This window comes from Fibrobacter sp. (assembly GCA_017503015.1).
GTDB lineage: Bacteria > Fibrobacterota > Fibrobacteria > Fibrobacterales > Fibrobacteraceae > Fibrobacter.
On the sequence record JAFVTX010000009.1, the window covers coordinates 64,248 to 90,587 of the forward strand.

25 protein-coding genes are annotated in these 26,340 nt (G+C 52.0%); 20 read left to right on the plus strand and 5 right to left on the minus strand.

The window, feature by feature from the left end; genetic code table 11:
- The first annotated feature begins 110 nt into the window (after nucleotides 1-110).
- The 3 genes from IKB43_02115 to IKB43_02125 all read left to right on the plus strand — a co-directional run bounded on the left by IKB43_02115 (nucleotide 111) and on the right by IKB43_02125 (nucleotide 4,797).
- Complete coding sequence (locus IKB43_02115; GenBank protein MBR2468939.1) at nucleotides 111-1,385, plus strand: hypothetical protein; 1,275 nt, start codon at nucleotides 111-113, stop codon at nucleotides 1,383-1,385.
- The gene (locus IKB43_02120; protein ID MBR2468940.1) at nucleotides 1,385-3,901 is read left to right on the plus strand and encodes a hypothetical protein; all 2,517 of its coding nucleotides are present in this window, start codon (nucleotides 1,385-1,387) and stop codon (nucleotides 3,899-3,901) included. Before IKB43_02115 ends, IKB43_02120 begins: the two co-directional genes overlap by 1 nt.
- 194 nt (nucleotides 3,902-4,095) lie before the next feature.
- Nucleotides 4,096-4,797, plus strand: a complete 702-nt coding sequence (locus IKB43_02125; protein ID MBR2468941.1) for a hypothetical protein — start codon at nucleotides 4,096-4,098, stop codon at nucleotides 4,795-4,797.
- Between the two features lie 135 nt (nucleotides 4,798-4,932).
- Here IKB43_02125 and IKB43_02130 read toward each other — a convergent pair whose 3' ends face one another.
- Both IKB43_02130 and IKB43_02135 read right to left on the minus strand, forming a co-directional pair.
- Nucleotides 4,933-6,510, minus strand: a complete 1,578-nt coding sequence (locus tag IKB43_02130) for a biotin attachment protein (GenBank protein MBR2468942.1) — start codon at nucleotides 6,508-6,510, stop codon at nucleotides 4,933-4,935.
- A gap of 240 nt (nucleotides 6,511-6,750) precedes the next feature.
- Complete coding sequence (locus IKB43_02135) at nucleotides 6,751-7,575, minus strand: tetratricopeptide repeat protein (GenBank protein ID MBR2468943.1); 825 nt, start codon at nucleotides 7,573-7,575, stop codon at nucleotides 6,751-6,753.
- Nucleotides 7,576-7,719: 144 nt separating this feature from the next.
- Here IKB43_02135 and IKB43_02140 point away from each other — a divergent pair, with 144 nt between their 5' ends.
- The 6 genes from IKB43_02140 (at nucleotide 7,720) to IKB43_02165 (ending at nucleotide 11,755) form a co-directional block, all read left to right on the plus strand.
- The gene (locus IKB43_02140; protein MBR2468944.1) at nucleotides 7,720-8,223 is read left to right on the plus strand and encodes a hypothetical protein; all 504 of its coding nucleotides are present in this window, start codon (nucleotides 7,720-7,722) and stop codon (nucleotides 8,221-8,223) included.
- 1 nt (nucleotide 8,224) lies between these two features.
- Nucleotides 8,225-8,971 carry a hypothetical protein gene (locus IKB43_02145; protein MBR2468945.1) on the plus strand — a complete coding sequence of 249 codons (747 nt, stop codon included), beginning with the start codon at nucleotides 8,225-8,227 and terminating at the stop codon, nucleotides 8,969-8,971.
- On the plus strand, nucleotides 8,955-9,863 hold the full coding sequence (locus IKB43_02150) for a helix-turn-helix domain-containing protein (GenBank protein ID MBR2468946.1): 909 nt from the start codon (nucleotides 8,955-8,957) through the stop codon (nucleotides 9,861-9,863). The genes IKB43_02145 and IKB43_02150 overlap by 17 nt, the downstream gene beginning before the upstream one ends.
- Nucleotides 9,856-10,983: an AI-2E family transporter gene (locus tag IKB43_02155; GenBank protein MBR2468947.1), complete on the plus strand. Its 1,128-nt coding sequence runs from the start codon at nucleotides 9,856-9,858 to the stop codon at nucleotides 10,981-10,983. The genes IKB43_02150 and IKB43_02155 overlap by 8 nt, the downstream gene beginning before the upstream one ends.
- Nucleotides 10,984-11,103: 120 nt before the next feature.
- Nucleotides 11,104-11,403, plus strand: coding sequence for an HU family DNA-binding protein (locus tag IKB43_02160; protein ID MBR2468948.1), 300 nt, complete (start codon nucleotides 11,104-11,106; stop codon nucleotides 11,401-11,403).
- Between the two features lie 166 nt (nucleotides 11,404-11,569).
- Entirely contained in the window at nucleotides 11,570-11,755 is a 186-nt protein-coding gene (locus IKB43_02165) for a hypothetical protein (protein MBR2468949.1), read from the plus strand.
- Between the two features lie 94 nt (nucleotides 11,756-11,849).
- Here IKB43_02165 and IKB43_02170 read toward each other — a convergent pair whose 3' ends face one another.
- Complete coding sequence (locus tag IKB43_02170; protein MBR2468950.1) at nucleotides 11,850-12,041, minus strand: hypothetical protein; 192 nt, start codon at nucleotides 12,039-12,041, stop codon at nucleotides 11,850-11,852.
- Nucleotides 12,042-12,142: 101 nt separating this feature from the next.
- On the opposite strand from IKB43_02170, the gene carB reads away from it, so the two are divergent.
- Nucleotides 12,143-15,361: a carbamoyl-phosphate synthase large subunit gene (gene carB / locus IKB43_02175; GenBank protein ID MBR2468951.1), complete on the plus strand. Its 3,219-nt coding sequence runs from the start codon at nucleotides 12,143-12,145 to the stop codon at nucleotides 15,359-15,361.
- 245 nt (nucleotides 15,362-15,606) lie between these two features.
- Here carB and IKB43_02180 read toward each other — a convergent pair whose 3' ends face one another.
- Nucleotides 15,607-15,882: a helix-turn-helix transcriptional regulator gene (locus tag IKB43_02180; protein ID MBR2468952.1), complete on the minus strand. Its 276-nt coding sequence runs from the start codon at nucleotides 15,880-15,882 to the stop codon at nucleotides 15,607-15,609.
- A 244-nt stretch (nucleotides 15,883-16,126) separates the two neighbouring features.
- Between IKB43_02180 and IKB43_02185 the strand changes: the two genes are divergently transcribed.
- Both IKB43_02185 and IKB43_02190 read left to right on the plus strand, forming a co-directional pair.
- Nucleotides 16,127-16,651, plus strand: coding sequence for a hypothetical protein (locus IKB43_02185; protein MBR2468953.1), 525 nt, complete (start codon nucleotides 16,127-16,129; stop codon nucleotides 16,649-16,651).
- Nucleotides 16,648-17,571 (plus strand): hypothetical protein, encoded by a 924-nt coding sequence (locus IKB43_02190; GenBank protein MBR2468954.1) that lies wholly within the window; start codon nucleotides 16,648-16,650, stop codon nucleotides 17,569-17,571. Before IKB43_02185 ends, IKB43_02190 begins: the two co-directional genes overlap by 4 nt.
- Nucleotides 17,572-17,596: 25 nt before the next feature.
- Here IKB43_02190 and IKB43_02195 read toward each other — a convergent pair whose 3' ends face one another.
- Complete coding sequence (locus IKB43_02195; GenBank protein MBR2468955.1) at nucleotides 17,597-18,274, minus strand: DUF3800 domain-containing protein; 678 nt, start codon at nucleotides 18,272-18,274, stop codon at nucleotides 17,597-17,599.
- A gap of 1,010 nt (nucleotides 18,275-19,284) precedes the next feature.
- Between IKB43_02195 and IKB43_02200 the strand changes: the two genes are divergently transcribed.
- The 8 genes from IKB43_02200 to IKB43_02235 form a co-directional block, all read left to right on the plus strand.
- Nucleotides 19,285-19,431: a hypothetical protein gene (locus tag IKB43_02200; protein ID MBR2468956.1), complete on the plus strand. Its 147-nt coding sequence runs from the start codon at nucleotides 19,285-19,287 to the stop codon at nucleotides 19,429-19,431.
- 327 nt (nucleotides 19,432-19,758) lie between these two features.
- Nucleotides 19,759-20,694, plus strand: a complete 936-nt coding sequence (locus IKB43_02205; protein MBR2468957.1) for a bile acid:sodium symporter family protein — start codon at nucleotides 19,759-19,761, stop codon at nucleotides 20,692-20,694.
- 12 nt (nucleotides 20,695-20,706) lie between these two features.
- Entirely contained in the window at nucleotides 20,707-21,150 is a 444-nt protein-coding gene (gene vsr / locus IKB43_02210) for a DNA mismatch endonuclease Vsr (protein MBR2468958.1), read from the plus strand.
- Between the two features lie 362 nt (nucleotides 21,151-21,512).
- Complete coding sequence (locus IKB43_02215; protein ID MBR2468959.1) at nucleotides 21,513-21,989, plus strand: MraZ family transcriptional regulator; 477 nt, start codon at nucleotides 21,513-21,515, stop codon at nucleotides 21,987-21,989.
- The gene (gene rsmH, locus IKB43_02220) at nucleotides 21,976-22,953 is read left to right on the plus strand and encodes a 16S rRNA (cytosine(1402)-N(4))-methyltransferase RsmH (GenBank protein ID MBR2468960.1); all 978 of its coding nucleotides are present in this window, start codon (nucleotides 21,976-21,978) and stop codon (nucleotides 22,951-22,953) included. The genes IKB43_02215 and rsmH overlap by 14 nt, the downstream gene beginning before the upstream one ends.
- Nucleotides 22,950-23,264: a hypothetical protein gene (locus IKB43_02225; protein ID MBR2468961.1), complete on the plus strand. Its 315-nt coding sequence runs from the start codon at nucleotides 22,950-22,952 to the stop codon at nucleotides 23,262-23,264. Before rsmH ends, IKB43_02225 begins: the two co-directional genes overlap by 4 nt.
- Nucleotides 23,257-25,164, plus strand: coding sequence for a transpeptidase family protein (locus IKB43_02230; GenBank protein ID MBR2468962.1), 1,908 nt, complete (start codon nucleotides 23,257-23,259; stop codon nucleotides 25,162-25,164). Before IKB43_02225 ends, IKB43_02230 begins: the two co-directional genes overlap by 8 nt.
- Nucleotides 25,164-26,340, plus strand: a 1,177-nt coding sequence (locus IKB43_02235; GenBank protein MBR2468963.1) for a UDP-N-acetylmuramoyl-L-alanyl-D-glutamate--2,6-diaminopimelate ligase, incomplete at its 3' end; no start/stop codon positions are given. The genes IKB43_02230 and IKB43_02235, both read left to right, overlap by 1 nt.

Here is a 26,340-nt window from a genome sequence, read left to right on the forward strand (position 1 = left end):
AAAACGAGTATTGGCACATGTCCCTTCGGGGAGTGTGCCTTTTTGTTTGATAGTCTTCGTGACGGGCTCCATTCCGTCTTTTCCAGATGATTCTCTTTTGGAGGAATCCTATGAAGAGTAGGATATGGGGCCTTGTGGCCCTCGGAGGAGCCTTGCTCTCCTCGACTGCATTTGCAGGAACATGCAAGAACCTTGTCTTGTACGAAAACGGCCAATCCAAGGGCTTTATGGAAGAGTCCACCCGGTCTTTCCCGGAAGCTCCTGAATGGTCTGCCAACTGGGGCGATTTTGACAACATGAAATTCCCTTACATCCGTCTTTCGGGCATGCGGAACTATCGTGGGGATTGGACCGGTTCCCTGATTTTTGACGCCCTGCCCGTCACGGTACAGGGCGGTGCCTTGAAATTGAAGGTCCGTTCTACCCAGGCGGGAAATTTCGGGGTGTGGCTTTCGGGCGTGGGCGGCAACGGGAAAATCTCGTTCCACACGCTAGAGGCGGGCAAGACCCAAACCCTGGAAATTCCCGTGTCGGCTTTGCTGGAGGGGTCTACGGTAGAGGTGGACAAGATTGGAATAGGCCTGTTCAACGTGCCGGCCAACCAGTATACCACCTTGTTTATAGACGATGTGGCCTTGACCTGTGTCCAGGAAACCGCTGTTTCGGCGTCAACTGCGGCAGGGGAGGAGGCTCCGGCTGAAATCGAGCCGTACCCCTTTGTAAATGTAGACCCTGCATCGCCTGTGCGGGAAGGGCTTTTCGAGGACGTGTATGAGCGACCTGTAAAGTCCCGTTATAGCGCTAGCGAAAAGGAGTCCTTGAAAGCCTCAACCCAGGCGAAGTTCGTGATTCCCGAAGAAAGCCAGATGCGTATTCTGGGATTCAAGGATGCGGAAAGCCTGACCGCCAAAGATTCTTGGCGAGGTTGGTTCAACAGTATGTTCCTGGTAGAAAAGGGTAGCCTCGTTGAAGGCGTAATCCCCAATTCCAAGAGGCTGTTTGACGAAGCTGGCGAACTTGCCGCCATGAGCGACTACACGGTGTTGCCGTTACTGGTGGCCAATGTGGACTATGGGGTGGCCTATTGTGGAGATAGTTCCTGCACCAAGCGCGAAATAGAGGATTACCGCTTGTCCTTGGTAGGGCTTTCGTCTCCGCAGGTTTCCGTGTCCAGGGTTCGCGTTGCCTACGATCCTTATTTCGCAATAGCTCCCAGCGGAAAGCTTCCCATGCTGGAAATTTGTGCCGAAAACAAGTGCCTGGAACTGAAACCGGGTTCCGACGGCATTCTGGAATTCGGGTCCGCAGGGCTCCAGAAAATACTTGTGAAGATTCATTCCGATAATCAAACCTTTGAACAAAAGTTATTCGTGGAGGTGAAGTAATGAATTGCTTGAAATTGATGTTTGCCGCAGTCCTCTCCCTTGCGGGGGTACTTTGCGCCAAGACCATAGATTTGTTTTATGCGGATCAGGGTAATCGGTCGTGCCTTTCCAAGAACAGCTTCTTTTCGAACGATTGTTTTGACAAGATCGGTTCTTCGGTATCTGCAAAAATGCCTCAGGTTCGTCTCCGTTTTATCGATCCGCCGGAACTCGCTTCTGCTCAGTTCGGTTTTTATCTGGAACGACCCTTCTTTATCATCGACGGGATACACCTGAGTACCGACGAAAAAAGGACTCTTTCCCAGTTGCATCGCGAAACGGAGGAGTTCGGCATTCCCGAAATGCTCAAGTCTCTGGGCTACACGCCGGTGCTTGTTCAGTTTTCGGAAACCGTAATCCGTTCGCTGCAACAGAACAGTGAGTCCCTTGCAAGCCTGTTGAATTATCTGAGTGGGAACAGGACAATCCCGTTTCCGAACGGCAAACAGGACGGTTTTGTAATCTTGGGCATTAGCCAGGGCGGGATTATCGGACGCTATGGTTCCTATCTGTATGACACCACACGCAATAAGGCGGAAACTGCTCCCGTTCGTTTCTTTGCTTCTTTAGATTCGCCCCATCAGGGTGCGGTAATGCCCAGGGGTCTGGTAGCTTCCATCGATTTTTGGGCCAACGAGGCGGAAGTCGGTGCGGCAGAGGCCTTTTACGACCTGATTTCTTCTCCGGGTGCAAGAGACTTGCTCATTTACGATACGGAGGCGGGAAATACAACGTACAAGCCCAGGACTGGTACCGACAGGTTCCTTTTTGGAGACTACCGCAAGGCCGCCGAGTATAAGGGATTCCCTACGGTGCTTGTGGCCCAGGGACAGCTGAAGGGCAAGGATCCAGCCCATAAGAATAAGTACTATGCTCTGGAACGCCGGACGGAATTGTTGTCCAAGGTGATGGGCCGAGCTACAAGCGTGCTGGCTTACTCAACGACAGAATCGGGAGAATATGCCCGAAACCGCAAATATGAATTCAATACCGATGTGGACGAGGTCTCGAAGAAGGGCTCAACGGACTTCGATTTTGTCCAGGGGAGTACGTACCCGTTTGCAAAAACCCTTTATGAGTCCCTACGGGAAGGCATGGAAGAGGCAATGCCCAAAAATTGGGACAAGAAGGTCAAGGTTGGAGGACTTTCAGTTGCAAGCCTTCCTATGAAATCTTACTGGAACGACGACACGCTTTATCAGGCCAGCAGCACCTTTATCCCTACGGTGAGCGCTATGGACCTGAAATGCGATGGAGACCTGGCCATTCGCAAGGGCTGTGCCCACAGCCAGGGAACTTCGGGAGTGTCCTTCGAAACACCCGGTTCAAGAAGCTCGGCCAAGGCTATCTATGCCGTGGATCCGACCCACCCGCGCTATGCGGAATCTATGAGCGGTAGGCATATCGAGTCTCCGGCAAAGGACGATGGCTCTATTGACAAGAAAGTCCTTGCCGGTATGCAGGTGGATATCTGGCGCGTGCTTTGCGAAGTGGCCAAGGCGGATTACAGTCAGGCGACAGGACAATTCCGTAACCCGAAACTGGGGGGCTTCTTCTCGCCGAATACGTCTTGCATGGATCAGGGCAAGATGCCTGCCGTCATCAAGAACGGCGGGATTCTCCAGAGCAAGTCCTTTGGGTATGTGCGTTATGACTATAATACGGCAGCAACAGAACGTTCTAGCCAGGTCGCATTCGTGCTTCCGGCTGGCTGGAAAAAGGTCATGACGGTCGACAACGGCCTGGATGTTCCCGCATCAAGCATTTTTGAGGTGGAGGTAAAAGTTCAGAATCCAAAGAGCAACTGGATGAAAGCAGAACTGCTGTTGACAAGCCGTAAAGATGGAGGCTCCCAAGTTCAGTTTGCGGAATTGAACATACCCCAAGACGGGCTGTTCCACACCGTCCGCTGGCAGATGCCCGCTACGGCAGGAGCCCTAAAGAACTTCCGCTGGTTCCGTCTGGTGCTGAATTCCAATGGCGGTCTTGTCACCCTGCGTAATCCCCGTCTGCTCATTAACGCCAACAACCTGGAAGAAGTACCTGCGGCTATCCCGTCGGCCAAAATCTATCCGAATACCTCTTACAAGGTGGTTCCCTGGTCAGACACCGTTGCTGTCAAGGATTATTCCGACGGCTTGGGCTCTGGAATTTCCATTGATTTCAAGTCCAGTCTAGATGGAGCCCATTTTGACTTGAAAAAGAATTATTCTATGGACGCCTACAAGAATCTGAATGTGGTTTATTGGCCTGGAACCTGCCAGAACACATCTATTTTCTTTGATGCCAAGTCCAAGAAAAATGTGAATATAGGTAACGGTAGTTTGCAAAATGGCTTTGTTGTGAAAAAATTACCATTGGCGGATTTGATCAACACAGACATTACCCCCAAGGGCTCCCTTTCCGCTTCCCGGCTGGGATTGCAAGCGATGAGGGCAAAAGAAAAATGCATTGTCCGCTCTATAACTTTGGAATAATTTGGTTGACATAGTCTAAATAAAATAATATCTTCGAAACCTCAAAAAGCAGTATCCCCGTGAATCGGGGATGCTGCTTTCAAGAAGGAAGAAATATGAAAAATAAATTGTTCACACTTTTGTTTTTATCAGTTGTGTTTTGTCTGCTTGCTGGCTGCAATAAGCCTTTTATGCAGACTATGGGGTCTAACCCTATGCCGGTCTATCATGAACCGAGATGGTCCGGAGAGCAACAGAAGAATTTTACCGTGGGTGTAGACTTGTTCGGGACTCCTTACGGAATAGGCCAAAATGTGGACGAGGTTCATTCCGTAGGTGGTGACCTCTTTGCACAGTACCGTTTCTTGGACGTGTTCTTTGTGCAGGCCGCGTTCGCAGGAAACGGCGGTTCCCTGAAGTTCGACTGTAATGACAAACCCTGCTGGGACAAATACCGCGAATGGATGAACTCCAAAGAAGGCGGAGATTCCTATTCGTTCTGGTCCTTGCAAGAACAGGCGATGCTCGGGCTGGATTTTAACGTAGGATTCGTTCAGTTCGGTTTTGGCGGTGGCGTTATGCTGTCCCAGTCCAACGGCGACTACGAAGACAAACGTAAGGAACTTGCGGAAAGCGGAGTCATAGATAGCCCTGCAGAAAGCTCCGAAATTTTCCCCATGATAGGAATTTGGTATGGTTTCAATCTTGGAAAAAATGCTCGTTACGGAGTCATCAAGAACGAGACCAGAATGGTCTTTTCCGACGATTTGTCTGAAGAAGGTTCTTTGGTCAGCGGCGTAGGGTCGGCTATGTCCATGGGCCTTGTCTATTACCATCCGTCAGGGTTCCACGGCGGCGTGTCCACCTCGACGCAGGAGCTGTTCTCCATAAGTCTGGGTAAGACCTTCTCCTTCTAGCTCAAGCGACTGTTCGCCGATATTGTTTTTTTGTCCATATGCAAAAAAAGTCCCGGAATTTCTTCCGGGACTTTTCATATCTGCTTTAATTTGGTTTAGGCCGTCGCGAAACTGGTCCGCGACGTTATGCTGCCATTACTTGCTGAGTGTCTGAACCTGCACGTCCCAGCTCTGGTTGCCAAGAGCGATGCGGTAGGTGCTTGCGGCACCGGCCTTCATGTTCTTGGTGTCCACGGCGGGTGCCGCGTTCGGGTCCTTCTTGGGAACGCCAATGTGGCGGTTGCCCTTGAGGAATTCGATACCCTTGTTGCCAGCCTTCGTCTGGAGGCAGCCCGTGATGAAGATGGTTTCGTCGGTAACCGGCAGACCATTTTCTTCGAGGAGGGCCTTGGCCTTCGGAATGCCCGGTTCGAGAATTTCTTCTGCGCACTGGACGCCCGGATAGGCTTCCTTGAACGGCTTCATGTTGAACTGGTCGGCAGCGATCTTCACGAGTTCCGGATCCGGTTCGCAAGGAGTCTTGCCCTGGTAGCCGAGGAGCATCTTGCCGTAGCCTTCGGTCATCTTGAACCAAGTACCGCGGCCTGCGGCCTGGTTCAGGGTGTTCATGTAAGCCTGCTGGAAGTAGAACTGGGAAACCGGCGTCACGGAAGAAGCAAAGCCACCGCGGCGGACGCATTCACTCATGTTCTCGATAACCTTCGGGAACAGGTGGAAGGTCTTGGTTTCACGCATCATGAGGGTGTTGGCGGTAAGAGCGCCACCCGGCATGGGGCTGAAGATCACGTCGGTGGTAATCTGACGGGCTTCAGGCGGGAAGTTGTAGTCCTTGAGGCATTCGACGGCCACGTTGTTGGCTTCCATGAGTTCCGGAATGTGGTCATCGACGATGCTGTCTTCACCGAGGGCGAGCTTGTAGTCCGTACCCTTGAGGGCGTGGAACATGGAGAACAGGTCGGGCTGAGCCGTACCGCCGGAAAGGGGCTTGCGGCCGAGGTCCACACCGTCGGCGCCACCTTCGATAGCGGCCTTGTACTGGGCCACACCGGTACCGCAGGTGTCATGGCTGTGGATGCGGAGTTCCACCTTGTCGCCGAGGAGCTTACGGGCGCGCTTGAAGGTTTCATAAACCTTGGTCGGGTTCGTGGTACCGGAAGCGTCCTTGAAGCAAACGGAAGCGAACGGAACGCCTGCGTCCAAGATGTTGCGGAGGATGCGTTCGTAGAATTCCGGGTTGTGGGCGGCGTTGAGGTCGCATCCCGGAGGAAGTTCCATCATGGTCACGACGACTTCGTGTTCCAGACCGGCGTCGGTGATGCACTTGCCGGAGTAGATGAGGTTGTTCACGTCGTTGAGGGCGTCAAAGTTACGGATGCGGGTCATGCCGTGCTTCTTGAACATGTCGGCATGGAGCTTGATCATGTCGCGCGGCTGCGGAGCGAGGGCCACCACGTTGATACCGCGGGCAAGGGTCTGCAGGCGGATGTTCGGGCCGACAACGCGGCGGAACTCGTCCATCATGTCGAAAGCGTCTTCGCCGCAGTTCTGGTACAGGGCCTGGAAACGGGCGCCACCACCAGCTTCAAAGTGGGTGATGCCGGCCTTCACGGCAGCTTCCACCGCGGGCATAAAGTCCTTGGCGAAAACACGGGCACCGAAAATAGACTGGAAACCATCGCGGAACGAGGTGTCCTGGAACTTGATCTTTTTCATTTGTGTCTTCCTATGGGATAAATCCCTGGTTTTTACTGTACAATAAAATACGGGGGGAAATATAGATAATTCGGAATTATGATTTCAGATTTCGGATTTTTATTCCAGATAATAAGTCCGAAATCCGAGCTATGAGTTCCAAATTAATCTTAATTCCGAAATCCGAACTCCGAAACCCGAGCTATGAATTCCAAATTAATCTTAATTCCGAACTCCGAAATCCGAACTCCGAATTCATAATTAAATAAACATCATGGTGTTCAGTTTGGCACGGTATTTCCAGGTGAGTTCGTGCTTGGGGCCCAGGACGCCAAAGAGGGTGAGCATGGCCTTCTTGGCGGCCCCGTCGTTCCATTCAGGGGATTCTACGAACAAATTAAGAAATGCCTGCAGGGCGCTTTCAAAGTCTTCGGCGCAGGCCAGCTTGCAGGCCTCGTGATAGACGACGGCTTCCTTGCCCGTAACGTCCTTCTTGGCGGCTTCGGCATGAAAGTCCAGCAGCTCCAGCAGAGATTTCGCCTCCCGGTACTGGTCGTCGGCTTCGGTGAACTTGGCAAGAACTTCCTTCGCCTTTTCAGTATCACCCATGCCGAGGCTTGCCTTGGCCCACAGGAGCTGCAACTTCTTGTCGTCGGGGGTCTTGGCGAGGGCTTCGTCCAGCATCGGGAGCGCCTGGTCAAAATTCTTCTGGGCGATGGCGTCTTCCAGGGCCATCTGGAAACGGGCCTCGTCACTCACGAAGAACTTTTCGAGACGCTTCTTCAGGTCCGCTTCGGGGAGTACCCCCTGGATGACATCGGCAATCTGGCCTTTGTCTACAATATGGACTTCAGGCACGGACCGCACCCGGAAAGCCTGGATGAGCTGCATATTTTCCCGTTCGTCACAGCTCACGACACCCAGCGTAAAGTCCATGCTGGTAGAAAGAGTCCCCAGCAGCTGGGAATAGGGGGCGCAGTCGGGGTATTCTGCCGAGGAGAAAAGTACGGCGACGGCGCGGTTTTCGGAGGCCTGAGCCACCTCTGTTTCAAAATTTTCAGCGGTAATTTGAACTACTTTAGCCATATGCTAAATTTAGTTAATAGTTACACGCACCTTCGGTGCAGTTACTAGTTACTAGTGAAATTAAAATACAAGAAGTGTCTTTTTGAGAGCCTCTAATAACTAGTAACTTAGAGCTAGTAACTAATTTTATCTATATTCCTCTCCATGAGTACCTGCCCGTTTTGCAAATCCGAAGTCGCCCAGATGAAAATCGGTCATCTGGACCTGCGCATGTGCCCCAAGTGCTTTTCGGCGTTTTTCCCCTGTGACCAGACCACGGCCCTTCGAGGAGACCTGCCGGACAAGTCCCGCGAACTCTGGTACAACGCCCTGCTTGCAAAGAACGTGGCGGACCCGGACATGACAGGCGCCTGTTGCATCGACCACGGCGAGCCGCTGGTAGATGGCAAGATTCCCGACTACGGCTACGAGGGCAAGGTGACCACCTGCTGCAAGATGTTCCATTTGCCGCCTTCCATGGTCCTGCGCATTCTCAAGCGGACCATCGACTCGCCTTTCCAGAAACCGGCCTCTAGTGGCAAGCACCATTTCTTTTTTATCCGCGCTATCGATTCACTTGTTTCTAAATTATTCGGTGAAAAACAACCCGATGAAGATCCTTTGGATGCCATTCCGTACAACATCCACCTGAAAAAATTCTTCGAGTAGCATGAAAAAGACCTATATCATCCTTTCGGCTATAGCGGCAGCGGTCCTGCTGGCTTACTTGCTGCTCCCCAAGGTCACCTTCGAAGAGGCGGTATTCCCTCTTGAAAAGGGCGTGACCTTGCTTGCCTACGATGATCAGGCCGACGGAGGAATGTCCAGGATTGAATTCGGGAAAGAAGGCGACGCCCTTTCTTTCCGCTGCACCCTTGGAGAAGACACCACCCTTGCCGCCTGGTGCGGGCTTCTCTGGAACTTTGATCCGGACAGCGCCAAACTTTACCGCAACTGGTCCCTTGTAGATTCCCTGATTTTTGACATGGAAGTCCAGGGGACCCAAGAGGTCTTGGTGAAACTCTGGACCTACGACCCGGACATTACCGACATCAAAAAGGCTAAGACGTTCAGGCTGCTGATGAAAGAACTGCCCCTGCAGAAAGGCCGTAACCGCGTCGCCATTCCCATAGACCAGCTCTACACGCCGGATTTCTGGTACGAAGATGTGAAGACGGAATCGGGCAACAAGCACACTCACATGGAAACCGCTGCACGGCTAGAAATCGCCCCCGGCTGGAACCAGGCCCGTGGCAAGTCATTTTCGCTCAAGATTCACGGCATCAAGGCCATCGGCATGAGCAGTTTCAGTTTCGGAATCGTGCTCGCTATTTTTGTGGTGCTGACCATTATAGCCGTCGGCAGACGGCACCAGGTCATGGACGAAACCGAAAGAGAAGATGAAGAACAGAAATAAGATACTCGGTTTAATATTCTTTGCCGTAGCCTTCGCCTTGTGGGGGCTTTTCTTTACGCAGTTCAAAAGTAACGCCCTGGAGTTGTTCCCGTCAAGGACTTTCGAAATCTACACCCTGACAGACCACGAGGCCATGGGCTTTTCCACCTCCGAAGTGACGGTAAGCGATTCCCTCGTGGATGCAGTGGTGAATATCCGGAGCGGCAAGGCGTTCCCTTTTGCCGGGTTCGGATTCAACCTGATGTCCCAAAACGGAAGGCCCGCAGGCTACATGGACCTGTCCAGGTTTGATTCCCTGGAGGTGGAAGTTTCCACCGTGCGGATGAATTCTATTGGTCTACGCATTCTCACAGACGACCCTCAGTATTCGCAGAAGGGACTGTACATGAGTTACCGCCCTCTGGAAACCCAGGCTCCGGCAGATCGAAGTTTCGGGGTGGCCAAGGTCGCTATCGCTGATTTCAAGACGGCGGAATGGTGGCTTGCCGGCATGGGGCTGGAAAAAGACGATGGTCTTACTTATTTATATAGGGCCATGCTTCTCGAGGTTTATAACGGCCGAGGCACCCTGCGGGGAATTCCCGACGCTATCCAGGTCAAGTCCCTGCGGCTTTGGGGCGAAAACCGCGATTTTAAGAAGGGAATGTTCTTTGTCCTTGGACTGCTGGCCATACTCTTTGTATGTTTTATTTACAGGGCTTTCCGTAAGCCAGAAGACAGAGCCGCCCAGAAACAACAAATGGAGAAGGTCGCTCGTCTTTTGAAGACTACGGACAAGTCCCTGGCCGAAATCGCTCTTGAAGTGGGGGAGAAGAAGGCCTCTCGTCTAGAGCGGAATTTCCGTAAGGTCTACAGGCTTTCGCCGCTGGAATACAGGAGGAAGAATGATTAAGCATTGGAACTTGGACAAGGTCATGCATTTTCTCAAGATCCTGGTCCTGTTTACGGTCGGGATGTTGCTGATCTATTACCTGAGGGGCGTCCTGTTTCCGTTCTTTGCGGCGTTTCTCATCGCCTATATCGTAGATCCCATAGTAAACCGCTTGCAAAAGAAGGTCAAGCACCGTATTATCGCCGTCATAATCGTGTTATTGGTGGCTGGGCTTGCCATTGCGGGCGCTCTTCGCCTGTTTATTCCCTTGGTGATTGGTGAAGTGCAGAACCTGGGCGTTCTTATCGCCAAGGTGTTCAACGATTCGGAATGGGCGGCACGGATTGAAAAGTTGATGCCCGGCGGATTGTACGAAACCATCCAGTCCTTGATTTCTTGGGAGCAGTTGTCCGCTTCCATGCAGCACCTGGATTTCTGGAGAGAAGTGCAGAATATCGCTGGCAAGGTTCTTCCGGGAGCCTGGGGTGTTCTCTCCTACACGGGAACAATCGTTTTGTGGTTCTCCGGTGCAGCAGTGATATTCATGTATCTGGTGTTTATCATGCTGGATATGCCCAAGCTCCGTCGGGGCTTGTACAGCCTGGTTCCTGAACGGTTTCAGGACAATGCTATATCCTTCGCGAAAGAAACAGACCGCTTTATGGGAACCTATTTCCGCGCCCAGTCCCTAGTGGCCTTGACGGTGGGTACTCTCTATGCTATAGGGTTCGGAATAATGGGGCTTCCCATGGGGGTTGCCTTCGGGCTTTTTTCCGGCGCCCTCAACATGATTCCCTATTTACAGCTCACCACCATCCCGCTGGCCCTTGTTTTGGCCGTGGTTCACGCCCTGAATACGGGCATGCCCTTCTGGGAAGTGGCCTTGATTATTTGCTCCATTTACCTTGTTGTACAGGTCATTCAGGACTTTTTCCTGGTTCCTCACATTGTCGGAGGCTCCATGAATCTGCCTCCCGTGGGCATTCTTTTGTCCTTGTCGATATGGGGTAAGTTGTTGGGCTTCTTAGGGTTACTTGTCGCTATCCCGTTCACTTGTCTGTGCTTGGTGTACTTGCAGAAGCTCCCCAAGAACAGGTATGACGAAGACCTTGATTCGCCCGAACCGCCCCCCGAGGCTTGATTTATGGGGGTTGGGGAAAATCAAGAAAAAAAAATTTTTTTTGAAAAAAGTTCCCCATTTGTCAAAAAAAAAGGTATAATATACGCATAACTTTCTTAAACCTAACTCAGGAGTTAAAAAATGAACAAACAAGATCTCATTGAAGCCATCCTCGCTAACAAGGAAGCTGGTTTTGAATCCAAGGCTGCCGCTGGCCGCGCTGTTGATGCCGTTCTCGACGGTATCGCCGCCGGTATCAAGAAGGACGGCAATGTCCAGCTGATCGGCTTCGGCACCTTCGCTGTGAAGAGCCGCGCTGCTCGCACCGGTCGCAATCCGCAGACTGGCGCTACCATCAAGATCAAGGCTTCCAAGACTGTTGGCTTCAAGGCCGGTGCTGCCCTCAAGGCTGACGCTGCTAAGTCCAAGGCCAAGAAGTAATCGATCTTTTGAGGTCTAAAAAAGGCTGCCCTTCGGGGTAGCTTTTTTTTTGTACCTAAAAGATGTAAGTTTGTATGTGCCTCTAAACGGGCCTGTTGTTTTGGATACGCTTAAATATCGCGGGGAAGTTTATTTATATTATGGGTTGAAGAAAAGGAAGGTTTTTATGAATAAAATATTTGTCGGTGCGATGTTGGTCGCTTCTATTTTCATCGGGGCTTGCGGAAGTTCTTCGACAAGCGAGGCAAAGGACAATTGCACCGATGACCCGAACTTGCCGGAATGCCAGCAGAATGAAGATGATCAGCAGAATACGGAACCGGAGGAACAAGAACCTTCCGTGCTTGAGTAGAAAAACAAAGTTGATTCCGTAACTCTTTGCTGATCAATTAGTTAAATGTTCCTTGCTGCAAGGGACATTTTTTTGTGAAAACATATTGCCTTTTTTACATTTTTTGGCTATATTTGCGCAAGTTTGAACTGAATGAACTTTGACTGATTAAGATGATTTTGCATAAGGTCAATAAGGCAAAGGCACCTTGCGGAACACACGGTTCCGATGCAGTTAAAGTTTTTCCGTTTTCTGATTTTGATTTTGCTGAACCATTTGGTTCGGCATTTTTTTTACCCAGCGTCAAAGCGACGCTCACCCCTACGTCACCCTGGAGCGTAGCGATAGGGTCCACGAGCACTAAAACACCAGAGTTTAAAAATTAATTAGCAATAACGGAGATAAAAAATGAAGATTGAAGGCATCGACAAAGTCCTTATCATCGGTTCTGGCCCGATCGTGATCGGTCAGGCTTGCGAATTCGACTATTCCGGCACCCAGGCTTGCAAGGCCCTGCGCGAACAGGGTTACAAGATTGTGCTCGTGAACTCCAACCCGGCTACCATCATGACCGACCCGGTCATGGCCGATGCCACTTACATCGAACCGCTGAACGTCGCCCGCCTCACCCAGATTATCGAAAAGGAACGCCCGCAGGCCCTCCTCCCGAACTTGGGCGGCCAGACCGGCCTGAACCTCGCCTCAGCACTCAGCAAGGCTGGCGTGCTGGACAAGTACGGCGTGAAGGTCATCGGTGTGAACCTCGACGCTATCGAACGCGGCGAAGACCGTGAAATCTTCAAGGAAACCATGCAGAAGCTCGGCATCGACACCCCGCGCTCCGGCATTTGCCACTCTGTGGAAGAAGCCGAAAAGATCGTTGCAGAAATCGGCTACCCGGTGGTGGTTCGCCCGGCATACACCATGGGCGGTGCAGGCGGCGGTTTCTGCTACAACGTGGAAGAACTCCGCACCATTTGCTCTAACGGTCTTGAACTCTCCATGACGCACCAGTGCCTCATCGAAGAATCCATCCTCGGTTGGGAAGAGCTGGAAGTCGAAGTCGTGCGCGATTCCAAGAACCAGATGATTGCCATCTGCTTCATCGAAAACATCGACCCGGTGGGCGTGCATACCGGCGACTCCTTCTGTGCCGCCCCGTTCCTCACCATCGACAAGAAGCTCGAAGAAGAATTGAAGGAAAAGGCCTTCAAGATTGTGGAATCCATCGGCGTGATTGGCGGTACCAACGTGCAGTTCGCTCACGACCCGAAGACCGGCCGCGTGGTGATTATCGAAATCAACCCGCGTACCAGCCGCTCCTCCGCCCTTGCTTCCAAGGCTACCGGCTTCCCGATCGCCCTCATTTCTGCAAAGCTCGCCGCAGGCCTTACCCTCGACCAGATTCCGTACTGGCGCGACGGAAGCCTCGAAAAGTACACCCCGAGCGGTGACTACGTTGTGCTCAAGTTCGCCCGCTGGGCATTCGAAAAGTTCCGCGGCGTCGATGACTGCCTCGGCACCCAGATGAAGGCTGTGGGCGAAGTCATGGCTATCGGCAAGACCTACAAGGAAACCCTCCAGAAGGCTATCCGCGGCCTCGAAAACGGTCGTTCCGGCCTCGGCTTTGCCAAGGACTTCAACAAGAAGAGCAAGGAAGAACTCCTCGAAATGCTCAAGACCCCGAGCTCCGAACGCCACTTCCAGATGTACGAAGCCATCCGTAAGGGCGCAACCGACGAAGAAATCTTCGCTGCCACCTATGAAAAGGCCTACTTCGTGCAGCAGATGCGCGAACTCGTGGAACTCGAAGAAGAAATGCTCAAGACTCCGGGCCGCCTGCCTGCCGATGAACTCCTCATCAAGGCCAAGAAGGACGGCTTCAGCGACAAGTACATCGCCAAGATTCTCGGCATCCGCGAAAAGGACGTGCGCAAGAAGCGTACGGAACTCGGCGTGGTCGAAGGCTGGTGCGCAGTGCCGGTGAGCGGCGTGAAGGACCAGTACTACTACTACAGCACCTACAACTGCAAGGACGAATCTACCGCTTCCACCAACCCGAAGAAGATTATGATTCTCGGCGGTGGCCCGAACAGAATCGGCCAGGGCATCGAATTCGACTACTGCTGCTGCCACGCTGCAATGGCCCTCCGCGAAATGGGTTACGAAACCATCATGGTGAACTGCAACCCCGAAACGGTTTCTACCGACTACGATACTTCCGACAAGCTCTACTTCGAACCGGTTTCTTTGGAAGACGTTCTCCAGATTTACCACAAGGAAAAGCCGGCTGGCGTGATCGTGCAGTTCGGTGGTCAGACTCCGCTGAACATCGCCCGCGCCCTCTCCGACGAAGGTGTGAAGATTCTCGGTACGAGCATCGACTCCATCGACATCGCCGAAGACCGCGACTTGTTCCGCAAGATGATGGACCAGCTCGGCATCCCGATGCCGGAAAGCGGCATGGCCACGAACATCGACGAAGCCCTCGCTTGCGTCAAGCAGATCGGCGGCTACCCGGTGATGATCCGCCCGAGCTTCGTGCTTGGCGGCCGCGGCATGGAAGTCATCTACGACGAGAACATGCTCCGCGAATACGTGGCGAAGGCCGTGGGCGTGACCCCGGACCGTCCGCTCCTCATCGACCGCTTCCTCCACAACGCTCTCGAATGCGAAGCCGACGCCCTCTCCGACGGCGAACACGTTTACATCCCGTCCGTGATGGAACACGTGGAACTTGCCGGTGTCCACTCCGGTGACTCCGCCTGCATCATCCCGCCGGTGACCATCACCAAGGAAAACTTGGCAACCATCAAGGATTACACCAGGAAGATTGCAGAAGCCCTCCACGTGTGCGGCCTCATGAACATGCAGTACGCTATCGAAGACGGCAAGGTGTTCGTCCTCGAAGCGAACCCGCGTGCAAGCCGCACGGTGCCTCTGGTCTCCAAGGTTTGCAACACCCAGATGGCCCGCCTCGCGACCCGCCTCATGCTCGGCGCGAAGCTCGAAGACCTGAAGCTCAAGGACAAGAAGTTCAACCACCACGGCGCCAAGGAAGCCGTGTTCCCCTTCGACAAGTTCCCGAAGGTGGACCCGGTTCTCGGCCCCGAAATGCGCTCCACCGGCGAAGTTCTCGGCCTCTCCGACGACTACGCCCTCGCTTACTACAAGAGCCAGGAAGCCGCTGGTTCCTTCCTCCCGAACGAAGGTGCCGTGCTGATTAGCTTGTCCGATAAGGTTAACTTGTCTGAACAGGCCATCGAAATCGGCAAGGAATTCCAGAAGCTCGGCTTCAAGATTTACGCTACCGAAGGCACCGCCAAGTTCTACGAGAAGGCCGGCGTGAAGTGCGAAGTGGTGAACAAGATCGCTGAAGGCCGCCCGAACGTCCTCGACATCATCTTGAACAAGCAGGTGAACCTCATCATCAACACGCCGTGGGCAAAGCGCGACGCCATCAAGGACGAAAGCGCCATCCGCAAGGCCGCCATCAAGTACAAGGTTCCCTACATCACGACCCTCGCCGGTGCCTACAACACCGTCAAGGGCATCGCCGCCGCTCGTAACGGCCATGGTGCTGTGAAGTCGCTGCAGGAATACCACGCAAGCATCGAAGAGGTGTAGTTTGTAGGATGTCATCCCCGCGAAGGCGGGGATCTCTTGTCAAAAACATTCAAAGGACTGCAGCGATGCAGTCCTTTTTTTGTATAAAGGGGAAAGCCTTCCCCTGGTTCGCACTCCGTTGCTCTCCACCCCTTCTAACGGGTGCTCATACGCCGCGCCCGTAAGCCCGGGCTTGCCCCGCACACCCGCGCTAAAATCAAAATTGCCGCAACCATAATGGCTGCGGCATTTTTCAAATGTAAAACTTATTTTTTATGGTTTGATGTTTTGCTTTTTTTTCCTTGATTATGCTCTATTTGATGAAGGTCTAGTAATTCGGAAAGATTTATATCCAATCCGTTTGCAATTTCAATAAGCGTTATGAGCCGAGGGTTTCTAGAGCCGTTTATGGCACGGGTAATGGTTGATTTAGTAAGACCATTTTCGTAGGCGAACTTTTCAATAGTTGCATAGCCCGCATCCAGTATCTTTTGGCGGATGTTTTCGCGAATGTGCTTTATGGTCACTTCGGGGTCTAGCATGATTTACAAAGCTAGCGAATAGACTATGCAGAATAGTTGCCGTATGGCAACTGACTTTCTATTGAACCTTTGATTTTTTCAGATTAGCCTCGACTAGCGGTTGCCGTTTGGCTTCTTCGTTCTTCGTTTTAATCACAAATAGGAAAAAAAATTGATTGTTTGGTAATTTTTAGGTTGCCAATTGGCAACCTTATTTGTAAGTTTATGGCTGAGTTGCCTTTCTCATTAAAAGGAGATTCTGTTTATGTTGGCAAATAAATTAAAATCCAAACTAGAGGAAATGAGACTTCTAGAACTCCAGCTTTTCATCATTGAGTTCAACAGAGCATCCCAATTGGATAGATCTATTTCTAAAAATTCAAATGAGCCTAAATCAGGATTTCGCAAGGCCCTTGTAAAAACCTGCCTAGCCTTGATAAAAGAAATGGACGACAAAACATTGTCCAACGTCAAAATACGAAAGGGAATAAAAAATTTATCTGAGAAATACGGGGTGTCCTATGGACAGGCACAGAAGGTTATAAATGTTTGCTTGAAACAATACATGTTCCTCACGCAAAAATACGAATTTGCCGCTGAACTAGATTGTCCCTTAGATTCAACTACGATGAAGGGGTGTCATATTTTTCATAATAAAATGTGCTCTGTTAAGGAGGATGAGTATAAAAATTATCAGAATCTGTTTGACAAACAATTCGCACTGAAAGTCTTAAAGGATGAGGAGTATGATAAACAGAGAATTAACAACTACGTTGGAGGTGAAATATGAAGATGTCAAATATAATTACTTGTGTCCTGATTATTTCGATTGGCTGCTTTGCTCAGTCGGAAACCGGCAAGGGGAATGAGGCGTTGCTTAAGGGAAAGCCGGGAATGATTACGTACGAGGGAAAAAACTATAAAACAGTCAAGATTGGAAAGCAAGTTTGGTTGGCTGAAAATTTGAATTATAAGAATTCCTCGAGATATGGATCTAATATTTGTGCTGGTTGTGAAGATTTTGGACGCCTATATACTTGGAATTCAGCTATGGCGATACAACCGGAGGCGAAAGAAAATTATGATATGGAATTACGAACAGAGGGTAGGCCCATCTCAAAAAAACATCAAGGAATTTGCCCGACTGGGTGGCACATTCCAACGGTAACTGAATTGAAAGATTTGCTGGTTTTTGTTGAAGTTCAGATTTATAGGTATGCGGGAAAGTGGCAAGATTCAAATTTAGATTATCTTAAAAATGAAATAGAAGGACTCTTTTTCCCTTACGATGGAGGGCGAAGTCGATTTATTCTGGGTGTAATGAATAATTATGGGCTCGCGTTTATTGAACCAGATTTTTGGGCAGGCGATTTCGGAGAATATGTAAATTCTTTTGGCTTGAGCATTCGTTCTTCAGGAACAGGCAAGGATAGAGAACTTGATAAATGTGTTCCTGGACAAATACTAACAGATTTTAATACAGGGAAAAGTACATGCTGCAGTGAAGGCTGTGCTGGTGACCATTTTGCTATGTGGCTTGCGGATGAAAATACGTCTTGTCAGGACAAAGTGAAAAGAGGTCGCCATAGTTGTGAATATGCGCCTAAAGCCGCCCTGTTCACCTTTCAACAATATGCTGGTGATTTTTTGCTGGATGTTGATTGGAAGTACAAAAATTCATACGCATCAGTGAGATGTTTGAAGGACTAGACCAAAGAGATGTTTATGAAAAATTCTAAAATCGTTTCTTTTGTATTGGACCTAAGAAAGTCTTCCTTAGGTCTCGCTTACTGTGGAATATAAGTTGCTCTGATTTGGAAAGTTCTCCGCTTTCGCATTTTAGACTGAGAAGCTGTAAGGTACAAATCAAGTCGGCAACTTGGAATAACTTATAATCCTTGGGAAGCACTTTTCGGAGTGTATAAGAGGATAGTTCTGTTGAAAGGATGTAATTCAAAATTCTGTTCAACTCGTGTTGGCCGTTGTCATAATAAAGGACAACATCCTCAAAATTTTGAAAGAAGGCTAGGTTTTGCCGGATGAACAGAGACATTTCGCGAGCCATACGACCTTCCAAAGCCAAAGTCGTTTCGCCTTGTCGCTTTTCGAAAACAAAAGTCTTGTAGGAAATTGGAGATTTCAGGACGAAGAAAAACAGGCTTATAAAAAGAGACCTTCTTTTGTTTGGTGGCTCGTTGACGAAGATTTCTTCCCTGCGAATAAGTGGTGCTGTGTGAATGACAAAATCGTTGCCGAATCCAAGCGACTGGACCTTGTCGTTTAAAGCTTGAACCTGAGAGCTAATATCTTTTGACTGGTCGTGGATGACGAGTGTCACGATGTAATATGGGGATTTTGAATCGTAAGGGCCGAAATCCCCACTCTCATCCACAAAAATACTCAGGCAACTCATCAAATTCTCCAAACAAAAATGGCGGACAGTTTGCCCGCCTAGTTAGGTTGAACCTGGGTCTTTCGACCAGCTCGCTAATAATATACATAATTTCCAATAGAAAGTCAATAGAGAAATGAACAAAAAAGCACTATTCTTCAATTGCGTTAGGGATAGTGACCCCTTGGGGCGAAGACTTGCGGACAGTTTCGTCTTGATGTTTTCGGGAGCAAGGCTTCGTTTTAGGAGGCGAGTAACGAGCGAAGCGAAGGTAATCGCCCCTAAAATATAGCCCGACCGCACATATATGTGCGGGAACGCCCAAAGAAGAATTTTCCCGCACGGTGCCTCTGGTCTCCAAGGTTTGTAACAGGCCTGTGAGCCGTAGGCGACCTTTGACCACTTAGCACTTTAGTGCTTATGTGGGCATGGCGACCTTTAGGTGGGAGTGAGGCGTGAGCTGAACGGTCTTCATAATCGAAGTCCTCGGCCTCTCCGACGACTACGCCCTGGCCTACTACAAGAGCCAGGAAGCCGCAGGTTCCTTTCTCCCGAACGAAGGCGCCGTGCTCATCAGCCTTTCTGATAAGGTGAACCTCTCCGACAGGCCATCGAAATCGGCAAGGAGTTGTAGAAACATCCTCGCCTCAGTCATGCCAGTCCGCAAGCGGCCTGTCGCGACATTCGGCTTGCGGCGTTTTCCAGAAGCTCGATTGTAATCAAGGACGACAAATACGAAGTAAGCGAGAGCCGCACCGAAAAGTATACATTTCGATATGGCCGAGCTACAAGTATTGCACTATGTGCAAATGCTAAGGGCGAGTGAAGCAGGACTGCTTGCAGGCCTATTTCTGAACCCCGCATTTGGGAGCCGTAGGCTCCAAAGCGCTATCCGTAAGGCCGCCATCAAAAGTGTGCAAAACGAGCGTCGCAGAAAAATGCTTGCGCTAGCGCTATTTTTCTATGACCGAGTGCAGCCACGGACGCTATACGAAACTTGCCACTTCAGTGGCTTAGTTGAGTTATCCCCTTTGGGGAGAAGCGTCAAGTACAAGGTTCCTTATATCACGACCCTCGCCGGTGCCTACAACACCGTGAAGGGCATCGCCGCCGCAAGGAACGGACATGGTGCCGTGAAGAGCCTGCAGGAATACCACGCAAGCATTGAAGAGATCTAAGGCTTGAATGTCATCCCCGCGAAGGCGGGCGGACAGCACTAAGCACTTTTATACGATACTTGGCAACTTGTTGCCATAGTAGAGTTATCCTCTTTGGGGAAGTGCTTAGTGCGCATGGCCACCAAGGTGGGGATCTCCTAGCGTAAGCGTGTCATCCTGAGCGAAGGGCGTAGCCCGAAGTCGAAGGATCCAGACCCGCATTTGTCACCCTGGAGCGTCCATAGGACGCGATAGGGTCCAAAGCTATTTAAGACCGTAGCAATAAAACGCTGCGGTCTTTTTCTTATATTTGTGAAAAGCAATTTTTATCCGTAAGGAAACGGGAAAATGCATATCTTGGAAAAAATTAGCGAATTTGTGGGCAAGTGGATGGCGGTTATCATTTTGGCTATCGCGGCGCTCTCGCTGCTCCTGCCCAAATCTACGTTCTGGATTGAAATCAGCTGGGTGAATTACCTGCTGATGATTGTGATGTTCGGCATGGGGCTCACACTCAAGTTAAGCGATTTTGCGCTTGTATTTGCACGGCCGAAGGAAATCACTATCGGGTGTGCGGCGCAGTTTATTATAATGCCTGCACTTGCGTTCTTGCTCTCTAAGGTTTTCGGGCTGGATGCCGCCCTCATGGCGGGCGTGGTTCTCGTAGGCACGTGCCCCGGCGGGACGTCCAGCAACGTGATTACTTATCTTTCGAAAGGCGACGTGGCGCTTTCCGTGGGCATGACCAGCGTGAATACGTTGCTCGCACCCGTGCTGACTCCGGCGATTACGTACCTGCTCCTGCGCACCACCGTGAGCGTGGACGTGCTGGCAATGTTCCTTTCCATCGTGAAGGTAGTCATCGTGCCGATTGCCCTCGGGTTTGTCATCAACAAGTTTTTCGGTAAATGGACTGCCCGTGCCGTGAAGGTCTTGCCGCTCATCTCGGTGATTGCCATCGCGATGATTGTGGCGGCGGTCGTCTCGCACAACGCCGCAAAGATTCTCTCTACGGGTGCCATCGTGTTTGCCGTGGTGATTCTCCACAACCTGCTCGGCTACGGCTGCGGCTTTGGCCTCGGGAAGCTGCTGAAATTCTCGACACCCAAGACGAAGGCGCTTTCCATCGAAATCGGCATGCAGAACTCCGGTCTTGCCACAAGCCTTGCGGCGACTTCGTTCTCGTTGCTTGCCATGGCGACTGTTCCCGGCGCTATATTCTCCGTATGGCATAACATCTCCGGCGCAATTCTTGCGAACATATATCGTCGCTGGGAAAAATAGCCCGATTTGAATATGAAAAAGCGCCGTCCAAGGAAACGTGCTCCCATGAACCGCTCGCAAATGATGCAGGCGGTGCATTCGGAAGATACGCAGCCCGAACTACTTGTGCGGCGGGAGCTTTTTAAGGTGGGACTGCGATATAGACTGCACCGTCGTGATTTGCCCGGCTCTCCAGATTTATTCATTCTCAAGTACGGCGTGGTGGTCTTCATAAACGGCTGTTTTTGGCACCAGCACGGCTGCAAGTTTACAAGCAAGCCCAAGAGCAATCCTGAATTCTGGAACGAGAAATTCACGAACAATATCGTTCGCGACATCAAGACGAACTGGAAACTTTCGCTCTCGGGTTACCGCGTCGCCACAGTGTGGGAATGTTCCATCAAGAACGACTTTGACCGCACCATCGAACGCCTCAAGGCATTTATCAAAAGCGACGAAGAAACTATCGAAATTTAAGGGCCCAATGGGGCATGGCGTACAAAGGCTCTGTCAAGTCTTTCTGTACGGCTACAGAAATGCTGCGGCGAGATTGGTCACGATTTTAGCAAAAAATATGGTCTGTGTCGAATAAACGGTTTGGAAGGGTCTTCCGAATTCGGAAAAGTTTACTAGCCTGGTGCGGGCGTACGGAATAGACCGGCAGAGTTCTTGCGGTAATATACGAATGTTCACTATAAAGTGGCCGGACCTGATGGTCCGGTCGTTCTTTTTGGGTTGAATTTTGTAAGAAATCCATAATTTTTGTTGCCGGAGTGGTAGAAAGTGGTATATTTGTACTGTGTTGTGGTAGATTAACCCAAATCTGTGTGTAAACTAGAATGAATTCATCGCTATTCATAGGTCAGGCCCAAACGGCTATCGACGGAAAGGGAAGGTCCTCCTTCCCCAGGGAATTTCGTCGTCAGCTGGTGCCGTCCGATGGGGAGAAGTTCGTGGTCACCCGTGGCCCGGCTCGGACCCTACGGTTTTATACCTTGCCAGAATACGAGAAATTCATGGCGGACCTGGACTCGAGGTCCGACCGCCGTCAAGCTGACCTAGTTCGCAGAGGCCTCTGCCCCACGGTAGTGGAATTGGATGGTCAAAACCGTATTTTGCTCCCGAAGACCTTGTTGGAGTATGCTGAGCTGAAGGGCGAAGTCCTTTATGTGCAGGCAAGCGGTAAGACTCTCGAACTATGGAATCCAGAACGCTTCAATGCCAAGTATGGATTGCAGACAACCGAAGATGTTGCTGCATTCGATGCCGCGTTCTATGGTGAAAGCTTGACGGAGGGCGACGATGCAAAACGCTGACCTGCGTCAATCCAAATTACAGACAAATGAATTTTATCACGATCCGGTGATGCTTGCCGAGTGCCTTGACGGACTCCGCATCAGGCCGGACGGCACATACGGCGACTGCACCCTGGGCGGTGGCGGACATTCCTTCGGAATTGCAAACAAACTAAACGAGAGCGGAACGCTCCACGCTTTTGATCGCGATGAGGATGCCGTTGCTTTTGCCACCAGGCGCCTTGCGGGTGTAAAGTGCAAGTTTATTGTGCATCCGGTGCGGTTCGGTGAACTGAAGAACGAAATCGCCCCGAACACTCTGGACGGCATCCTTTACGATCTGGGAATCAGCAGCCACCAGGTGGACGATTCCAGCCGCGGGTTCACCTTCGTAGGCAACAACCCGCTGGATTTGCGCATGGACCGTCGCGAAGGAGTCTCTGCCCAGGAATGGCTGAAGTCGGTGAGTGCCGACGACCTGGCTGCGGTGCTCCGGAAGAACGCCGACATGGACCGCGCCTATAAACTGGCCTCCCGTCTAGTGGAGATGGCATCTGCGGTTACGGCCGAGGGCCGCGAGATTTTGCCCAACGACGTGAAGGCCGTTGTGGAATCGGTGTTCCCCGACAAGCGGCGCGAAGTGAACGGCCTGCTGGCCCGTGTTTTCCAGGCGGTGCGCATGGAAGTGAACGGCGAGCTGAAAGAAATTGAAAATAGCCTGAGTGCCGCGGTGGATTGCCTGAAGGTGGGCGGCCGCCTGGTGGTGATGAGCTACCACTCGGTGGAGGACCGCTGCGTGAAGGAAACTGCGGCTCGGTTCGAGAAGGCCTGCATCTGCCCGGAGAACTTGCCGGTGTGCGTGTGCGGTGGGAACCACCAGCGTTTGAAGAAGGTGAATCGCAAGCCGATTCTGCCTACGGAACAGGAGATTGCAAGGAACAGCAGGGCTCGCTCTGCGAAGCTTAGGATTTACGAGAGGGTATGAGCGGAACTGAGAAATTCAAGGTGGCGGCAACCAACAGGTCGATTTTTATAATCGTCTTTTGCGTTGTGCTTTTGGGAGCCCTGCTCCTGATGCTTCCGCTGTACCTGCAGAACCGCCTGAACAGCCTTTACGGCCAGTCCCGCATGCTCGAGAGGCAGGTGACCTTCTTGCAGCGCGACGCGCTCTTGCTGGAACTGAAGATTAACCAGATGTCTTCGCTGGAACGCCTGGCCGACTTTGCCGATAGCGCAGGGCTCGGGCTGTACGAGGTCCCGCAGAAGATTATGGTTCTGGAGGGTAAAGGTGAATAGATTCCCTCTTGAACCGCTCGGATTCTTGAAATGGATAGTGCTGTCCTTGGTGGTGGTGCTGACCTTGCAGACCTTCAACATCCAGGTGCTGAACCGGGAAGTGTACCAGAAGAAGACCATGAGCCTGGTGACCCGTTCCAAGAACATCTACGCCGAACGGGGCCAGATTATGGACCGGAACGGTGTGGTTCTGGCGGACAACTTCAGGGATACCGCCAACAAGGCCCTGGATTACAGCCGCGTGTTCTTGCAAGGAAAACTTGCCTCCCAGGTGATTGGCAAGCTGGACTTTAACGGTCATGGCGTCATGGGCGTGGAACGCGTGTTTGACGAACGCCTGAGCGGGAACGAAGGGTTCCGGGTGAGTGTGCAGGACGCCCACCGCCGTGAAGTGTATTCCCGTTCCGAAAACTTGGCGGAGGCGGTGCCGGGCAAGAACCTGGTGCTGACGATTGACAAGAACATGCAGGAACTGGTGGAAAAGGGCCTGAAGGATGGCGTGACGAAATACAGCGCCACCAGTGCTTCTGCTGTGGTGGTAGATCCTTACACCGGCGAAATCCTGGCCATGGCCAGTTACCCCACCTTTGATCCCAATTCCAAGACCCAGGGAATCGGCCGTGTGGCAAAGAATGAGATTGTCTCCATGTCTTATGAGCCCGGTTCCACCTTCAAGGTGGTTACCGCCGCTGCCGCTCTTGAGAATAATGTGGTGGACCCGGAAAAAGTGTTCGCCAACGAGGGCAAGAGCTGGAGCTGGAACCCGAGATCGGCTCCCATCAGGGATTCTCACGTGTATGGAGATATGAACATGACCCAGGCCATGGTGCAGTCCTCCAACATCGTGTTTGCAAAGATTGCAAACGAGGTGGGGGCGGACAAGCTTTACCGCATGGCCCGTAACTTTGGGCTGGGCATGAAGACTTCGGAGAATTTCTACGGCGAGGAATCGGGCAAGCTTTACCAGCCCTACGAACTGACCCGCGACGACCGCACCCTGAAAACCATGGGCTACGGCCACGCCCTGCTGGTGACGCCCATGCAGATGGTGATGGTCTATTCCACCATTGCAAACGGCGGCAAGTTGATGGAGCCCATGATTGTGAAGGAATGGCGGGATGCCAATGGCGAGGTGGTGGAAAAGAACGAGCCGGTAGAAGTTCGCCGGGTGATTTCAGAAGTGACCGCTGCAAAGATTCGCGGCATGCTCAGCCATGTGGTGAACGACAGCGACGGCACGGCGAAGCAGGTGAGGAGCCGGAAAATTCCCGACGTGATTATTGGTGGCAAGACGGGTACGGCCGAAAAGTTCAACCAGAAGACGGGCGAGTACGATAGCAAGCTCCAGGTGGCCTCTTTCATTGGGATGGTCCCCGTGGAAAACGCCCGCTATGTTTGCCTGGTTCTTGTAGATGACCCCAACTCCGACAAGGCCTACGGCCACGCCGGCGGTGTGACGGCAGGGCCTATTTTCCGCAATATCGTGGAAAGTATCTATTACCATCCGGAAATTTCTCCCTTGACTCACAAGCTGGCGAGAGTGCCTGCCAAGAACGGCTGCAACGTGGACTTTATGGGCATGACGGTGGCGGCAGCAAAGAAGATGGCTGCAGAACACGGATGCCCGGTGGAATTCAAGGGCGAAGGGGGCCGTGTGGTGTCCCAGCGTAGCGACGTGCTGGATTCTTTCGGGGTGGTGCTGAATCTTGGCGAAACCTCGGCAAGCAAGATGCCGAACCTGGTGGGGCTTTCTTTGAAGGAAGCCCTGGAAGTGATGGGCAATATCCGCATGAACGTGGAATTTGAAGGCAAGGGGAGGGTGGTTTCCCAGTCCCCCAAGGCCGAGACGGAACTTACAAAAGGTGCCACCTGCAAGCTGACACTGAAGGAGAAGGGCTGATGATTTCTGAAGGATTGATGCAGAACCTCCAAGTGACTGGACTTTGCGACGATTCCCGCCGGGTGAAACTGGGGAACCTGTTCTTCTCCATGCCTACGGAAGGGGCGGAAGAATATGCCCAGAAGGCGCTTGACGCAGGCGCTGTCGCCGTGGTGGCCGAAATGCCCGCTCCCGAAAAGATGACCGCCAAGTGGATCCAGGTGATGGATGTGCGCAGGGCCCGTCTGGAAGCGGCAAAGATTTTCTACAAGGATCCATTCAGTAAGCTTACCGCCCACGCGGTGACGGGAACCAACGGCAAGACCACCAGCGCCTTCTTGATGGACGCCATGCTCAGCGCCGCTGGCCACAAGGTGGCTCTGCTGGGGACCATCAAGAACAAGATTGGCGAAAAGTCCGTGCAGGCGACCCTCACGACACCGGGACTTTTGGACCTGTACGCCTTTGCCGCCTCTGCCGTAGAGGCGGACTGCACCGACCTGGTGATGGAGGCATCGTCCCATTCTCTTTATCAGGGACGCATGGCTGGAGTGCTTTACAGGAGCGGCCTGTTCAGCAACCTGACCCAGGACCACTTGGATTTCCACAAGACCATGGACGCCTACTTTGAGGCGAAAAAGCTTTTGTTTACCCGTTACCTCGCCAGTGACGGTGTGGCTGTCATTAACGTAGATGATTCCTACGGAAAGAAACTATACGATTCCCTGACCGAGATTGAAGCGGGCCGCAAGGTGGCTGTCTCGCGTCTTGGAATCGTTAGCGCTAATGTGAAGCCCGAAGGCCCTGTCGAAAACACCGAAGACGGCCTGAAGATGTTGTTGCCCGCCATTAGCGGCGAGCCTTTCGAGACGCCCCTTTGCGGGGACTTTAACGTAGATAACGTGATGCTGGTGCTTTCGTGGGCGAAGGCTGTCGGTGTGCCGGAGGCGGCCATGCGAAAGGCCCTGGCAGGCATTCGGGTGCCCGGACGTTTCGAGAAGGTGTGGAACCGTAACGGTCGCCACGTGATTGTGGACTACGCCCACACTCCCGACGCGTTAGAGCGCGTGCTCTCTACCGCCCGCAGCCTCTGCAGGGGCAAACTCTCTTGCGTGTTCGGCTGCGGTGGCGACCGCGACAAGACCAAACGGCCCATTATGGGAGCTATCGCCGAACGTATGGCGGACAAGGCCTGGC